The sequence below is a fragment of the Campylobacter concisus genome (assembly GCF_003049065.1).
GTDB lineage: Bacteria > Campylobacterota > Campylobacteria > Campylobacterales > Campylobacteraceae > Campylobacter_A > Campylobacter_A concisus_BE.
The window spans coordinates 135,652-150,621 of the sequence record NZ_PISC01000003.1 but is presented as its reverse complement, the minus strand read 5'-3'; the positions used below and the strand labels follow the sequence as shown (position 1 = coordinate 150,621).

Below are 14,970 nucleotides of genomic sequence, written 5' to 3'. Positions count from 1 at the left end.
ACGATGAAAATTTATCACCTCTCACACACCGATCTTGACGGATACGGCGCACAATACATAACAAATTTTTACTTCAAAGATGTGAAATTTCTAAACTCAAACTACGGCAGAGAGATAGATGATAAATTTGCTCAAATTTTATCTGAGATAGATGCCTCAAACGATGATAAAAACGTGATCTTGATCACTGATCTAAATTTAAGCCTAGCTCAGTGCGAGAGCTTTGAGGAGATGATAGATGGTAAAAATATCAGGCTATTTTTGCTAGATCATCACCAAAGTGGTGCCGAGTGCGCGAGCGCTTACTCATGGTATTTTTTGGATAGTTCAAGGTGTGCTACAAAGATCACTTATGACTTTTTTGCGGGCATTTTTGGCAAAAACAAAGAGCTTGAAATTTTTAGTGACGTCGTAAATGCCGTGGATATCTGGCTAAAAGATGATAAAAATTTCGAGATGGGCAAGGTCTGCTTGGGGCTTGTGGCAAACGCCAAAGAGATAAATAAAGTGATGTTTGAAGCTGAAAACAACCTTTATATGGATCACATCTTAAAAGAAGCGAGCAAATTTTTTAACGAAAAAAACGACTACATAGGCCTTGACATGCAGGTGCATGCCATTAAAAAGTCATTTTTCAAAGAGGATAAAGACGATACGCTAAGCAACCTGATCTCAAACTACGTCGTAAAAAAACTTAGTGAAAATAAAGAGAAATTTAGCATAAGCTATAAAGATCATAAAGGAATTTTGACCTACAATGTTGGCAATGTTTCTGTTATCGGCAACGACTTTTTGGTGGCAAATCCTGAATTTGACTTCTTTATCGACGTGACAAACAAAAAAACGCTAAGCTTTCGCGCAAATGGCAAGCTTGATGTTAGCGCCATGGCAAAACACCTAGTTGGCGGCGGCGGACACGTCAATGCAAGCGGCGGGCTGTTTGCAAATTTCAAAGATGGCTTTAGCTACGAGCCGATCAAAGCGCAGATAGTTGATCTAATAACTAAAAAAACACAGGAGGAGATATGAAAGAAGAAGAGGTAAGCGTAGAGGAGCTTAGCTACGAGCTTAGCATGGTGCTTGAAGCGATGTTTTACTATGCTGGAGTGAAAAAAGATAAGCTTGAAGAGGCGGCAAATCTCTATGTAGAGTGCATCGATGATGCGCTAGAAAACTCTGATGCTAGCGGTAGCGACGAGGTCATAGAGATAGTTGAATATATGAAAAAACACCATCCAAAGTTATTTAAATAAGGAGAAAATATGAAGAAAATTTTAGTTTTAGCGGCGGCACTTTTTGCGTTAAATGCTATGGCAAATGAAAATTTAGACAAGGCAAATGAGCTTTATGCAAAGAAAAATTTTAACGAGGCCTATCTTGCTTTTAACAAAGCTTGCGGCGAGGGCGAGAAAAAAGCCTGCACGATGAATGCGATCATGCTATTTAACGGCGATGGCGTGGCGAAAGATAAAGCTCAGGCTGAGAAAATTTTTACAAAAATGTGCGACGAAAATGAGGGCATGGCCTGCGAAAAGCTAGGCGAAATGACAGCTTATGGCCTTATAAAAGATAAAGATGATAATGAAGCAAAAAGCGAAGAGAAGGCAAAAGCTTTGTTTAAAAAAGCTTGCGACAACGGCTACAAACCAGCTTGTGACTTTGTAACAAAATAGATCAAAAAGGGCTTAAAATGGGCTACAAACATAAAGATTTGATAGGAACTAGAGAGCTTAGCAAGGAAGAAATTTTATATTTTCTAGAGGCGGCAAAAGAGTTTAAGGAGCTAAATTTAAGCCAAGTGAAAAAAAATGACTACCTTCGTGGAAAGACCACGATCAACGCATTTTATGAAAACTCGACAAGAACTAGAACATCCTTTGAGATCGCAGCAAAGAGGCTTGGAGCTGATACGATAAATTTCAGCTCATCAAGCTCTAGCGTGACAAAAGGCGAGAGCCTAAATGACACGATGAATAACATGGCTGCTATGAGAACTGATATCATCGTGCTTCGTCACCCAAGCTCTGGAGCGGCTAAATTTGCAGCTGATAGAACAGAAGCTAGCGTCGTAAATGCAGGAGACGGCACAAATGAGCACCCAAGCCAAGCTCTGCTTGATCTTTTCACACTAAGAGAGCACGGCAAAATTTTAGATAAAAACCTAAACGTGGCGATCATCGGTGACATCGCTAGAAGCCGCGTGGCGAGGTCTGACATCTGGGCAATGAAGAAATTTGGCATAAATTTAAAGCTATTTGCGCCAAGGATGATGATGCCAAAAGACGCTGAGGTCTTTGAGTCTCAAATTTGCAAAAATATGGAGGAGGCCTGCGAGGGCAGCGACGTCATCATCATGCTTCGCATCCAACTAGAGCGTGGCGGTGCGGACGTGGCGTTTCCAAGCTCGAGAGAGTACTCGAAATTTTTTGGACTAAATAAAAATAGGATAAAGCTAGCAAAGCCTGACGCGATCGTGCTGCACCCAGGACCGATAAATAGGGGCGTGGAGTTAAACTCAGACGTGGCTGATGGCACGCACTCAGTCATACTAAATCAAGTTGAAAACGGCGTTGCGATAAGAATGGCGATACTAAATACGCTTGCAAAAAATAGGGGCTAACGATGAAAATAGCAATAATTAACGGCACTATCGTAAATAGCGACGAGAAATTTAAGGCAAATATCCTAATAGAAAACGGCAAAATAGCCAAAATCGGAAGTGAGAGATTTGAGGCTGATAAGGTCATAGACGCTACAAATAAGCTCGTAATGCCAGGACTTATCGACATGCACGTGCATTTTCGCGATCCGGGTCAAGAGTATAAAGACGACATCATCTCAGGCTCGCAAGCGGCCGTGGCTGGAGGAGTGACCACCTGCCTTTGCATGGCAAACACAAACCCAGTAAATGACAATGCCTCAATCACAAGGGCAATGATAGAAAAGGCTAGAAACTGCGGGCTGATCGATCTTTTACCAATCGCTGCTATCAGCAAAGGGCTTGGTGGCAACGAGATTGTCGAAATGGGCGATCTTATAGAAGCTGGCGCAGTTGCATTTAGTGATGACGGCCTACCAGTGACTAGCTCAAGCGTGATGAGAGCGGCACTTGAGTACTCAAGTATGTTTGGTAGCTTTTGTATAAGCCACTCAGAGGACTGCTCGCTTTGCAGGCAGGGCGTCATGCACGAGGGCAAGGTCTCAGCCATACTTGGACTTCGTGGCATGGCGAGGGAGAAAGAGGAGATCGCAGTGAGCCGTGATATGCTGCTCGCAAAGCTCACTAAAGCGCACATCCACATCGCTCACGTAAGCTCGGAATACTCGCTAAAGATCATCGAAATGGGCAAAAAAGAGGGCATAAACATCACTTGCGAGGCCACACCTCACCACTTTAGCTTTAGCGACGATGAAATTTTGAAAAATGCCTATGATACAAATTTCAAAATGTCGCCGCCACTTCGTGAGATAAGCGACGTAAAAGCGGTAAGAGAGGCGCTAAAAAGCGGTCTTATAGACGTTATCGCCACCGATCATGCCCCACACCATACAGACGAAAAGATAGTGGAATTTGACAAGGCGCCATTTGGCATCATCGGACTTCAAACCCTTGTGCCGCTCACTCTTAAGCTCGTAAATGAGGGCGTTATAAGCTTAGAGCGCATGGTGGAGCTAACTTCTACAAATGCAGCTAAGATGCTAAATTTAAAAGATAAGGGCAGGCTTGCTGAGGGCATGCTTGCTGACATCGCGGTGATAGACCCTGAGATCGAGTATATTTATGATGAAAAGATAAACCGCTCAAAATCGGTAAATTCTCCACTCTTTGGCAAAAAGCTAAAAGGCGCAGCGACTACTACGATAAAAAGTGGCAAGATCGTTTATGAGTTTGGAAAATAGTCTAAATTTGCTCGCGTTTGCGGGCGAATTTGCTTTAGTTGCTTTGAGATATAAAATTTGCTAGAAATTTCTAGCAAATTTTACTTTTTTTATGAGTTATATTTTTTAACGATACCGCGAACTACTTTTTCGATAAAAAGCGCAGAAGCTACTTCGCAGTGCTCTCTTGTAGAGTGCGGTGAGTAGATGTTTGGTCCAATAGAACATGCACTAAGACCTGCTTTTTTCTCCAAAAGCACTCCGCACTCAAGACCTGCATGCACAGCTGTTATCCTTGCATTTGGCTTATAAATTTTAAGCTCTTCTAAGATATCGTTTGCAAATTTATCATTTATAGGTTTCCAAGCTGGGTTTCTATCTTTTGAAATGACATTAAAACCAACCGCTTTTGCAAGCTCTTAAATTTCAAATTCCATTCTATTTAGCCCATCTTTACTCATTGATCTTGCAAAAAACTCCCAAAAATTTATAGATAAGAAATATACGCAATAAAGAAGCAGAGAAGATAGGATAGTGACATTGAATTTGATAAATTTGCGTTTGGCTACTGGAGCCACCATTTATAGATATTTTGGTAGCTAAGATAGATGCTCGTTAAGATAAGCGGAGCAAAACCCTATATAAATAGGTAGGATGAAATTTATTTGACGGCATTTTTGGCTACGAAATTTATAAAATAATTAAATTTCAAGCCAAAAATACTAAATTTTGGCTCTTTTTTCTCTTGCTTTTTTGATCTTATTTTTAACTACATGAAATTTTGAAGCCGCAGCCGAGCATAGATCCTTATAAGTAACCAAAATTTTTGACTCTTTTTTAGTACAAATGGCTGCAAAAACGCTCTCAAGGTCGATTCTCTCTTTTTGTGTTAAATTTTCCATCTATTTTCCTAGCAATTTTCTCATCTTATTGACAACAAATAATATTTCATCATCGTCAAGCTCACATAGCAGTTTGCAAATAGCAGCAGCAGCTTGTGGCTTTGAGTTTCCAAGTCTCCAGTCCTGATATGTCCTCATAGGCACGCCAAGATCTTCTGCCATTTTTGCTTGTGAAATTTTCTTACCGATATTTTTTGCCTCAACTGCATTGTGAAGCAAATTAAATATATCACTTGTTTCAATCATTGAATAATTATACGTTATTTATCATTAAATATACCTAAAATATTATATAAATAATGTAAAATAGTATATAAATATCAATATTAAGTATTAATTATACTAAAAATTATTTATAATATACGTTAAAACGTATAAAAATCTTTTAAATTCTTGAATAAAATTAGAAATTTTGGGTTTTATGTTGAAGTTAAATTTTTTATTTTGTTTTAAATTTTATTTGTTTTTACGCAAAGCTTATAATATAGGCATTAGAAAAGTTTAGTTGTATAGGCTAAATATATATAAATAAATTTTTTTAACTTATATACTTGACATTGATAAACTAAAGTTGTATAATCCGCTTAGCAATTAAAAAGAAAGAGTGCTAAAAGTGAGTAAAACAAATAAACGCGATTTGATACTAAATTCTATCATTGAAGCCTATTTGCAGGACAATGCGCCTATTGGCTCAAACGAGCTTGGCTCTCGCATGAGCGTGGTGATACCAGCATCGACGATACGTGTTTATTTTAAAAAGCTTTCAGACGATGGCGAGATCACAAAGCTTCACATCAGTGGCGGCAGGATCCCAACTGTCGCTGCGATGAGAAGATATTGGAGCGAAATCTTTGGCGAAAACGACATAAATTTAGAGATAAATGACCCAAGAAGCTTAAAGATGCTCTGTGATGAGTTCGAGCTTTATTGTATGATTTTTGGCACGATCGATAAGGAGTTGCTAGAAATTTTAAATTTAAATGATAGATATCTGGTTTTAAATTTTAGCGGTGATGAGATCGTCGTTAAATTTGAGGCTAGGATGTATAAATTTTTAAACAACCTTATCGGAGTTAGTTTAGACAAGCTTGAGCTTATCTGTTCTCAAGTTGGCTTAAGCGAACTAAAAAACAAGATAAGGGAGCTTAAAAGGACTAAAATTTACTTCCAAGAAAACGAAATTTTAGCCTTTGATATGTTTAAGGATAGACGCTTTAAGATGGTTTTTGACCCAAGTTTTAGCTTGCAGATGGACGAAAAGCTTACATTTTCTCCTATGTTTGACGAAAATTACATGGGGCTTAAATTTAAAGCAAACTACCTTGGTAGCGAGGCGCAGATGATCTGTGCTGGCAGTGTTTATACTGATTATGTGAAATTTATAAATCTAATAAAGGAGGCCGCGTGAGCGAAGAGGTAAAAGAGCAAAATCTACCTGAGGTTGAGCCTATGCAAGAGGCAGCTAGCGATAGCGTAAATTTAGACGCACTTGGCGATATCTCAAAAGTGGAGAAGCTCGAAAAAGAGCTTGGCGAGATCACTGATAAATATTACAGAGCAAACGCTGAGTTTGAAAATATCAAAAAGCGTTATGAAAAAGAGAAGGCAGACGTTGCAAGCTATGCAAATGAGAAATTTGCAAGGGACTTGCTACCAGTCATCGATGCGCTCGAGATCGCTGCAAATTTTGACCCAGAGGATGATGAATTTGCTAAAAAGATCAAAGAGGGCATTTTGATAACGATAAATCAGTTCAAGAAATGTTTTGAAAAGCATGGCGTGAGCGAGATCGCAACTGATGCCGAGTTTGATCCAAATGTGCATAATGCCGTTTTAAGGGTCGATAGCGAGGAGAAACAAAGCGGTCAGATCGTGCAAGCTTTACAAAAAGGCTATATGATAAATGGTAGGGTTTTGCGCCCAGCTATGGTCAGTGTGGCAAACTAAATTTAAAAAATAAATCTAATAAAGGAAAAATATGTCAAAAGTTATAGGTATAGACTTAGGTACAACAAACTCTTGTGTGAGCGTTTTTGAGCGCGGCGAGAGCAAGGTTATCCCAAATAAAGAGGGCAAAAACACAACTCCATCTGTTGTTGCTTTTACAGACAAAGGCGAAATTCTAGTAGGTGACGTCGCAAAACGTCAAGCAGTTACAAACCCTGAAAAAACGATATATTCTATCAAACGTATCATGGGTTTGATGAGCAATGAAAAAAATGCTGAAGAGGCAAAGGCTCGCTTGCCATATCACGTTGTAGATAGAAATGGCGCTTGCGCGGTTGAGATCGCTGGTAAGGTCTATACTCCGCAAGAAATTTCAGCAAAAATTCTTATCAAACTAAAAGAAGACGCTGAAGCATATCTTGGCGAGAGTGTGACAGACGCGGTTATCACTGTGCCTGCATACTTTAACGATAGCCAAAGAAAGGCTACAAAAGAGGCTGGAACGATCGCAGGACTAAATGTGCTTCGTATCATCAACGAGCCAACAGCTGCGGCACTTGCTTATGGTCTTGATAAAAAAGAGGCTGAGAAAATTTTAGTTTATGACCTAGGTGGTGGTACATTTGACGTTACAGTGCTTGAAACTGGCGATAACATCGTTGAAGTTTTGGCAACTGGCGGTAATGCATTCTTAGGTGGTGATGACTTTGATAACAAGATCATCGACTGGTTGGTAAGTGAGTTTAAAAACGAAACTGGTATCGATCTAAAAGGCGATATCATGGCGCTTCAACGCTTGAAAGAAGCAGCTGAAAATGCTAAAAAAGAGCTAAGCTCAGCTCAAGAGACTGAGATAAATTTACCATTTATCACAGCTGATGCGACTGGTCCAAAACACCTTGTCAAAAAGCTAACTCGCGCTAAATTTGAAGGCATGATCGACTCACTTGTGGGCGAGACTATCACTAAGATAAATGAAGTCATCAAAGATGCAGGCCTAAGCAAAAGTGACATCAAAGAGGTCGTAATGGTCGGTGGTTCAACTCGTGTGCCACTTGTTCAAGAAGAGGTTAAAAAGGCATTTGGCAAAGAGCTAAATAAGAGCGTGAACCCAGATGAAGTCGTAGCTATCGGTGCTGCGATCCAAGGCGCAGTTATAAAAGGCGATGTTAAAGATGTTCTACTTCTTGACGTTACTCCACTTAGCCTTGGTATCGAGACACTTGGCGGTGTGATGACTAAGATCATCGAAAAAGGCACAACCATACCAACTAAGAAAAGCCAAGTCTTCTCAACTGCTGAAGATAACCAAAGTGCCGTTACTATCATGGTTTTACAAGGTGAGCGTGAGTTTGCAAGGGATAATAAATCACTTGGAAACTTCAACTTAGAGGGCATCCCAGCAGCTCCAAGAGGCGTGCCTCAAATAGAAGTTGAATTTGACATCGACGCAAACGGAATTTTAACCGTTTCAGCAAAAGATAAAGCGACTGGCAAAGCCCAAAACATCACTATCTCGGGATCAAGCGGTCTTAGCGAAGATGAGATAAATAGCATGGTAAAAGATGCTGAGCTTCACAAAGAAGAGGATAAAAAACGCAAAGACGCAGTTGAAGCTAGAAACCAAGCAGACGCGCTTGTTCATCAAACTGAAAAGAGCATGAGCGAGCTTGGCGAGAAAGTCCCAGCTGAAGATAGAAGCAACATCGAAGCTGCGCTAAATGACCTAAAAGAGGTCTTAAAAGATGAAAACTCTTCAAAAGAGCAAATCGATGCAAAAGTAGAAGCTCTAAGCAAAGCTAGCCACAAACTAGCAGAAGCTATGTATAAAAAAGATGAAAATGCTGGTGCAAACGGCGGAAATAACAAAAAAGACGACGACGTCATAGACGCTGAAGTCGAGTAAAACTCCTAGAGCAGGGCATCAGCCTTGCTCTTTAAATTTAACCTATAAATTTAAACTTCTAAACACTTCTTAGCGCACACTCGCGACATCATCTTATAAGATAAAAAGTATAAATTTCTAAAATGCAAAAATTTAGCCACACCCCAAAAATCAAGATCTTTTAACGATCTCCACCCATCTATCAAGCTCTTGTTGCTCGGCTTTTAGCGTGCTACTTTCGCCGTGTCCTGGATAAAGTGCGAAGTCGCCCTTTAAATTTTTGCATTTTTCTAAGCTTTCTAGCATCTCATTTTTATCCGAATATGGAAAGTCCCAGCGTCCGATGCTACCTTTAAATAAAAAATCTCCACTAAATATCGCGTCATCTATCTCTATCATCGAGCATCCTGGAGTGTGCCCTGGGAAGTGGCGAAATTTAAAAGAAAAGTCACCTACTACAAAGCTCTCATCGCCTTGAACCAAAACATCTGGCACAAAGGTGTTTTTCATATAACCAAAAATGTCACTCTCACACATAAAAGCATCAAATTTATTGATATAAACTGGGATTTTTAGCTCATTTTTTAGCTCGCTCACGTCGTAAATATGGTCAAAATGCCCATGAGTGCAAAGTATCGCCTTTAAATTTTGTGCATTTTGCAAAACCCACTCTTTTGCCCCATCACCTGGATCTATCACTAAACTTGAGCCATTTTTGGTGACGATGTAGCAATTTGTCCCAAAATCGCCAAAACTTTTATGCATTACTCTCATTTCTTACCTTAAATTTATCATTTCTTAAATATTTACATCTTTTTACTTAAACTTAAAGAAAAATTTTAAATTTAATTAGTATAATTTTTGCAAAAGGAAGCAAATTTAGGCAAAGGGACAATGAAGGGGTATCAAAAAATAGAAGAAACCTTAGTTTTTAGCTTAAAAGATAAAACTAAAGGTAAAAAACTACTATTAGGTGTAAGTGGCGGTATTGATTCTGCTGTGGTTGCGACGCTTTGTGCGAGAGCAAAGCCAGATGAAACTCACGCACTCATCATGCCAACAGCATCATCAAACAAAGAAAATATGGACGACGCCTTAAATTTATGCGAAAAACTAAACATAAAATATAAGGTTTTATCCATAGAGGGTATTTTAAATGCCTTTTACGAAACGATAGATGTAAATTTAAGCAATTTAAGAAAAGGGAATTTAGCAGCTAGAGTTAGAATGAGCTTGCTTTATGATTATTCATCTAGTATAAACGCTCTAGTCATCGGCACAAGCAACAAAAGTGAGCTTATGCTTGGCTATGGCACGATATTTGGGGATTTGGCGTGCGCGATAAATCCTATCGGAGAGCTTTATAAGAGTGAAATTTTTGAATTTGCAAAACATCTTGGTGTTGATGAAAATTTTATCAAAAAAGCACCTTCGGCCGATCTTTGGGATGGGCAAAGTGACGAGGGCGACATAGGTTACAGCTACGCTGTCATTGATGAAATTTTACAAAATTTAGAAAATAACAAGGAGCAAGCCATCAAAAAGTTTGGATTAAAAGCGGTCTTGGATATAGAAAATAGAGTTGTGTCAAACAGGTTTAAACGACAAATGCCGTTGATAGTGAAAATTTAAAGGATTAAAGATGAGAGAAATTCCGTTTTACAAACCAACTATCACTGAGCGTGAGAGTGAGCTTATCGAAGAGGCTTTGCATTCTGAAAATACCACCGATACGGTTGCTAAATTTGAAGAAAAGCTAAAAGAGTACTTTGGTGCTAAATTTGTTGTCACTACAAATAACATCGCAGCAGCGCATCATCTGGCTCTAAGTGCGATGGATACAAAGCGCGGTGACAAGGTTATCTGCTCAGTAAATGCCTTCCCTAGCGTGGCTCAGGCTGTTAGACATTTTGATGCCGAGCCTATCTTTGTTGATATCGATGAAGAGGACTTTAACATCAGCCCAGAAGCCCTTGAAAAGGTGCTAAAAGAGCAAAATCACAAAAAACTAAAATGCGCTTTTATCTCACACATCGCTGGACAAAGCGCTAGGCTTGATGAGATAAAGGCTATCTGCGAAAAATACGGCATCGTCGTTTTAGATGATGCAAACCGAGGCATAGGACTAACATACAATGGCAAAAAGGTTGGTTCAGACTCGTTTTTATCATGCTTTCAGACAAACTCACGGGTGCAAAATCCTATCTCAACAGTTGGATTTTTCACGACAAATGACGAAGAGGTTTATAAAAAAGCAAAACTTCTTCGTAACTACGCCCTTGTAAATGGTATAGATAAATTTGGTAGTTTAAGCTACATCTACGACGTCGTTGATATCGGTTTAAAATATGACATAAACTCGATAAATGCGGCATTTTCTATCGCTCAGCTTGAAAAGACAGACGAGCTTATAAAACGTAGAAAAAAGATCGCTGAAATTTACGATAAAGAGCTTAAAGAGTGTCACAACATCACAACTCCAGTCAAAAAACGCGAGCACATCTACACTCAATACATCATCAAGATAAATAAAAACCGCGACAGCTTTGCTAGAGAGCTTTTGGAGCGTGGAATTCACACTTCGCTGCACTACATACCGATACATTTGCTAAGCTATTATAAAAATAAATATTCGCTTAAAGTAAATGACTTCCCAAATGCTCTAAAAGCGTATCAACAAGTCTTGTCGCTACCTATATATCATAGTTTGAGCGACGAAGAGGTGCAATACATCTGCAACACGGTAAAAGAAATTTCTAAATCTCGTGTTTAAGAAATTTAACATCCTTTTACACTCTTGGGCGAATGACTACTTCTTTCGCCCAAATTTCTTTCAAATTTTACTAGCTTTTTTACTTTTGCCACTAAGTCTTATCTACGCTTTAGTCGTTGTTTGCAAGAAATTTAGCGCACAAAAAAAAGATCTAGGTATAAAGATAATAAGCGTTGGAAACTTAACCCTTGGAGGAAGCGGCAAGACCCCACTTTGCGTCGCTATCGCTAAGAATTTCGAAGGCGCTTTTATCATTCTTAGAGGCTATAAAAGAAAGAGCAAAGGCATGCAAGTTGTCGCAAGGGATGGCGAAATTTTACTTGACGTGGCGGCAAGTGGCGATGAGGCGATGATATATGCCACAAGCATTAAAAACGCAAATGTGATCGTAAGCGAAGATAGAAAAATAGCCATAAACTACGCCAAAACTCAGGGCGCAAAGTATATCTTGCTGGATGATGGATTTTCTAAATTTGACATAGCTAAATTTGACATCTTGGTGCGTCCAAACCCAGAGCCAAAGCTAAAGCTTTGCCTGCCAAGCGGGGCTTATAGATATCCGTTTAGCTTTTATAAATTTGGTGATTTCATAGCACGTGAGGGGCAAACTCACTTTAGAAAGAGTGAAATTTTAAATAAAAGCGAAAAAATGGTGCTAGTCACCGCCATAGCAAACCCAGCGCGCCTTGAGGCATTTTTTAGCGAGTGCGTGGGACAGGTCTTTTTTCCTGATCACTACGACTTTTCAAAAGAAGAGCTAAGCGAAATTTTGCAAAGTTACGGCGCGACCTCGCTTTTGATGACACAAAAGGACTATGTAAAGGCAAAGGATTTTGGGCTGAGAGTATCGCTTATCACGCTTGAAGTTACGCTAAGCGAGGAATTTAAAAAGGTTTTGGCGAAGCAAATTTAAGCCCATTTTGTTATAATGAGCCACTTTTTAAAAGGAAAATTTAGATCAAAATGAGAATTTTAATCACCTCAGTCGCAAAGAAAAAAGAGGCAAAAAAACTAAGCAAAAAGCTCGTGAAAAAGGGATTTGCAGCTTGTGTGAGTAGCTTTAGCGCAAAGAGCATTTATCTTTGGCAAGAGAAGCTTTGTGATGAAAAAGAGCAAATTTTACTCATAAAAACGGACGTGAAATTTAAAAAAGTAGCTAAATTTATAAGAAAGCACCACAGCTACGAAACCCCAGAAATTTTGGCACTTAAGCCAAAAGAGATATTTAAAAAATATGAAAATTGGATAAAAAATCAACCAAAAAAGGCAAAAAATGAGACTAACACCAACTAGAAGCGTAAAAGATGAAAAGGTAAAAAATGTAAATTTAAGCACAGCTATGCTTAGCCCAAGCTCCGCTCACGGCGGACTTTACGCGCCAAAGAAGCTACCAAAGATCACAAAGGCAAAGTGGCAAGAGCTCTCAAGCCTAAGCTACGAAAAGCTCGCACTTCACATCATCTCGCTATTTAAATTTGACGTGCCAGAGGCGTTTTTCAAAAAGGCGGTCAAGAGATATGCAAGCTTTGATGATCCAAAGCACCCAGTCATTTTTAAAAAAATAGATAAAAATTTATACGTAAATGAGCTCTATCACGGTCCAACAAGGGCATTTAAGGATATGGCGCTTCAGCCTTTTGGCTCGCTGCTTAGCCAGCTAGCAAAGGAAAGGGGCGAAAGATACCTTATCATGTGCGCAACTAGCGGTGACACTGGTCCTGCGACACTTCAAACCTTTGCAAATGACGAAAATATAAAGGTCGTTTGCCTCTATCCAGATGGCGGCACGAGCGAGGTACAAAAACTACAAATGCAGACCATGCAGGGTGAAAATTTAAAAGTTTTTGGCATAAAAGGCGACTTTGATGACGCTCAAAGAGCACTAAAAACGCTGCTTGTAAATGATAAATTTAAGGCCGAGCTTAAGAAAAAGCGCCTTAAGCTAAGCGCGGCAAACTCGGTAAATTTTGGCAGAATTCTCTTTCAAATCATCTACCACGCCTACGCCTATGCAAATTTGTTAAAACAAAAGGCACTTAAGGCAAACGAGAGCTTTGACATCATCGTGCCAAGTGGAAATTTCGGCAACGCACTTGGGGCGTATTACGCTAAAAAAATGGGCGCAAAGATCGGCAAGATCAAGATCGCCTCAAACGCAAACAATATCTTGACGCAGTTTTTTACCACCGGCGTTTACGACCTAAGAGATAAAAAGCTGGTTAAGACGATAAGCCCAGCCATGGACATTTTAATAAGCTCAAACGTCGAGCGCTTGCTGTTTGATAAATTTGGCAGCGAAAGAAGCAATGAACTCATGCAAAGCCTAGCTAAAAATAAATTTTATAAGCTTAGCAAACAAGAGCTTGAAGCGCTAAAAGAGGACTTTGAGGCTAGCTGGTGCGACGATAAAGAGTGCGAGGCATACATCGCAAAGCTCGCAAAGGGCGGCTACGCGATCGATCCGCATACGGCTACTTGCTTTAAAATGGTGGATGCTGGCCGCATAAATGTCATCACATCGACTGCGCACTGGGTGAAATTTACGCCAAGCATGATCAAAGCGTGCCAGATCAAAGATACAAAAGATGAAAAAGATGCGCTCGCAAAGACTGCTAAAATCTTAAATGACAGCGTGCCAAGCTCGATAAACTCGCTATTTAGCGCAAAAATTTTGCATAAAAATATCATAAAAGAGGACGAGATCGAGAAGTGCGTCCTAGAATGGATCGAGCGATGATAATCATCCCAGCCCGCCTTGCTTCAACAAGGTTTAGTAATAAAATTTTAAAAGAGATAAATGGCGTGCCGATGTTTGTGGCGACGGCTCTTAGAGTAAGCGGCGTGGACGATGTGGCGGTTGCGGTGGACGAGCCAAGCGTGCTTGATATCGCCAAGGCTCACGGCATAAAAGCGGTGCTAACTAGTAAAGATCATCAAAGTGGCACCGACAGGATAAATGAAGCGGCACAAATTTTGGGGCTAAGTGAGAGCGAGATCATCATAAATGTTCAGGCTGATGAGCCATTTATCGAGCCTGAAAATATCGCTAAATTTAGGGCATTTTGCGAGCAAAACAGGCAAAATGCCTTTATGTTTTCTTGCTATAAAAAGATGGACGATGAGTTTGCAGATGATAAAAATTTAGTCAAAGTGGTGACTGATTTTGAAGGCTACGCGCTTTATTTTTCAAGATCGAGGATACCATTTAACAGAAGCGAGTGCAAAAGCTACAAGGCGCACCTTGGCATCTACGGATACAGCGTAAAGAGCCTAAAAGAGTTTTGCGGCCTCTTGCCTTCAAGCCTTGAAAACACCGAGAAACTCGAGCAGCTGCGCGCCCTAGAAAATGGCAAAAAGATAGCGATGTTAGAGGTTGAAAGTCAAAGTATCGGCATCGATAGCGAAGAGGACTACCAAAGAGCGCTTGCTAAATTTGGCAAATGAGCCTAAATTTGCTCTGCTTTGGCGTCTTTGCTACGGCAGAGCAAGTTCTAAATTTTTATAAATTTGGCTAATGGTTTGGCTGATTTTTTTTACCTTTGATTTTGTGCTCTTGCTCAATTTAGCCATGTTTATTGGTTTAA

At 39.8% G+C, this 14,970-nt stretch carries 18 protein-coding genes; 14 read left to right on the top strand and 4 right to left on the bottom strand.

Going from position 1 to position 14,970, the window contains the following annotated elements; genetic code table 11:
- Positions 1-3: 3 nt before the first annotated feature.
- Genes CVS81_RS03910 through CVS81_RS03890 form a run of 5 tightly spaced genes read left to right on the top strand, consistent with a single transcriptional unit; the run spans position 4 to position 3,900 of the window.
- A complete protein-coding gene (locus tag CVS81_RS03910) occupies positions 4-1,029 on the top strand; it encodes a DHH family phosphoesterase (RefSeq protein WP_107965148.1) in 1,026 nt (341 codons plus the stop codon).
- A complete protein-coding gene (locus CVS81_RS03905; RefSeq protein ID WP_002942640.1) occupies positions 1,026-1,253 on the top strand; it encodes a hypothetical protein in 228 nt (75 codons plus the stop codon). Before CVS81_RS03910 ends, CVS81_RS03905 begins: the two co-directional genes overlap by 4 nt.
- Positions 1,254-1,262: 9 nt before the next feature.
- Positions 1,263-1,673: a tetratricopeptide repeat protein gene (locus CVS81_RS03900; RefSeq protein ID WP_002942627.1), complete on the top strand. Its 411-nt coding sequence runs from the start codon at positions 1,263-1,265 to the stop codon at positions 1,671-1,673.
- Positions 1,674-1,690: 17 nt separating this feature from the next.
- Complete coding sequence (locus tag CVS81_RS03895; protein WP_002942659.1) at positions 1,691-2,620, top strand: aspartate carbamoyltransferase catalytic subunit; 930 nt, start codon at positions 1,691-1,693, stop codon at positions 2,618-2,620.
- A gap of 2 nt (positions 2,621-2,622) precedes the next feature.
- On the top strand, positions 2,623-3,900 hold the full coding sequence (locus CVS81_RS03890; RefSeq protein ID WP_107965147.1) for a dihydroorotase: 1,278 nt from the start codon (positions 2,623-2,625) through the stop codon (positions 3,898-3,900).
- A gap of 89 nt (positions 3,901-3,989) precedes the next feature.
- Here CVS81_RS03890 and CVS81_RS10005 read toward each other — a convergent pair whose 3' ends face one another.
- The 3 genes from CVS81_RS10005 to CVS81_RS03875 form a co-directional block, all read right to left on the bottom strand.
- On the bottom strand, positions 3,990-4,163 hold the full coding sequence (locus CVS81_RS10005; protein WP_234399517.1) for a hypothetical protein: 174 nt from the start codon (positions 4,161-4,163) through the stop codon (positions 3,990-3,992).
- A 438-nt stretch (positions 4,164-4,601) separates the two neighbouring features.
- On the bottom strand, positions 4,602-4,781 hold the full coding sequence (locus CVS81_RS03880) for a hypothetical protein (RefSeq protein ID WP_012140041.1): 180 nt from the start codon (positions 4,779-4,781) through the stop codon (positions 4,602-4,604).
- Positions 4,782-5,027, bottom strand: coding sequence for a DNA-binding protein (locus CVS81_RS03875; protein WP_103606946.1), 246 nt, complete (start codon positions 5,025-5,027; stop codon positions 4,782-4,784).
- 367 nt (positions 5,028-5,394) lie between these two features.
- On the opposite strand from CVS81_RS03875, the gene CVS81_RS03870 reads away from it, so the two are divergent.
- From CVS81_RS03870 to dnaK, 3 genes are read left to right on the top strand one after another with little or no spacing between them, the layout of a single operon-like run.
- Positions 5,395-6,189, top strand: coding sequence for an HrcA family transcriptional regulator (locus CVS81_RS03870; protein ID WP_107965190.1), 795 nt, complete (start codon positions 5,395-5,397; stop codon positions 6,187-6,189).
- A complete protein-coding gene (gene grpE, locus CVS81_RS03865) occupies positions 6,186-6,728 on the top strand; it encodes a nucleotide exchange factor GrpE (protein ID WP_103640103.1) in 543 nt (180 codons plus the stop codon). The genes CVS81_RS03870 and grpE overlap by 4 nt, the downstream gene beginning before the upstream one ends.
- 31 nt (positions 6,729-6,759) lie before the next feature.
- On the top strand, positions 6,760-8,634 hold the full coding sequence (dnaK, locus tag CVS81_RS03860; protein WP_103558619.1) for a molecular chaperone DnaK: 1,875 nt from the start codon (positions 6,760-6,762) through the stop codon (positions 8,632-8,634).
- 150 nt (positions 8,635-8,784) lie between these two features.
- Here the strand turns inward: dnaK and CVS81_RS03855 are convergent, their stop codons facing one another.
- Positions 8,785-9,387, bottom strand: coding sequence for an MBL fold metallo-hydrolase (locus CVS81_RS03855; protein ID WP_107965146.1), 603 nt, complete (start codon positions 9,385-9,387; stop codon positions 8,785-8,787).
- 120 nt (positions 9,388-9,507) lie between these two features.
- Here CVS81_RS03855 and CVS81_RS03850 point away from each other — a divergent pair, with 120 nt between their 5' ends.
- Genes CVS81_RS03850 through kdsB form a run of 6 tightly spaced genes read left to right on the top strand, consistent with a single transcriptional unit; the run spans position 9,508 to position 14,830 of the window.
- A complete protein-coding gene (locus CVS81_RS03850; protein ID WP_009294132.1) occupies positions 9,508-10,245 on the top strand; it encodes an NAD+ synthase in 738 nt (245 codons plus the stop codon).
- Between the two features lie 10 nt (positions 10,246-10,255).
- The gene (locus CVS81_RS03845; RefSeq protein ID WP_009294131.1) at positions 10,256-11,386 is read left to right on the top strand and encodes a DegT/DnrJ/EryC1/StrS family aminotransferase; all 1,131 of its coding nucleotides are present in this window, start codon (positions 10,256-10,258) and stop codon (positions 11,384-11,386) included.
- Positions 11,379-12,299 carry a tetraacyldisaccharide 4'-kinase gene (locus CVS81_RS03840; protein ID WP_107965145.1) on the top strand — a complete coding sequence of 307 codons (921 nt, stop codon included), beginning with the start codon at positions 11,379-11,381 and terminating at the stop codon, positions 12,297-12,299. The genes CVS81_RS03845 and CVS81_RS03840 overlap by 8 nt, the downstream gene beginning before the upstream one ends.
- 50 nt (positions 12,300-12,349) lie before the next feature.
- The gene (gene cutA, locus CVS81_RS10190; RefSeq protein WP_107965144.1) at positions 12,350-12,679 is read left to right on the top strand and encodes a divalent cation tolerance protein CutA; all 330 of its coding nucleotides are present in this window, start codon (positions 12,350-12,352) and stop codon (positions 12,677-12,679) included.
- Positions 12,660-14,123 (top strand): threonine synthase, encoded by a 1,464-nt coding sequence (gene thrC / locus CVS81_RS03830; protein ID WP_107965143.1) that lies wholly within the window; start codon positions 12,660-12,662, stop codon positions 14,121-14,123. Before cutA ends, thrC begins: the two co-directional genes overlap by 20 nt.
- Positions 14,120-14,830, top strand: a complete 711-nt coding sequence (kdsB, locus tag CVS81_RS03825) for a 3-deoxy-manno-octulosonate cytidylyltransferase (protein WP_103596722.1) — start codon at positions 14,120-14,122, stop codon at positions 14,828-14,830. Before thrC ends, kdsB begins: the two co-directional genes overlap by 4 nt.
- The last annotated feature ends 140 nt before the right edge of the window (positions 14,831-14,970 follow it).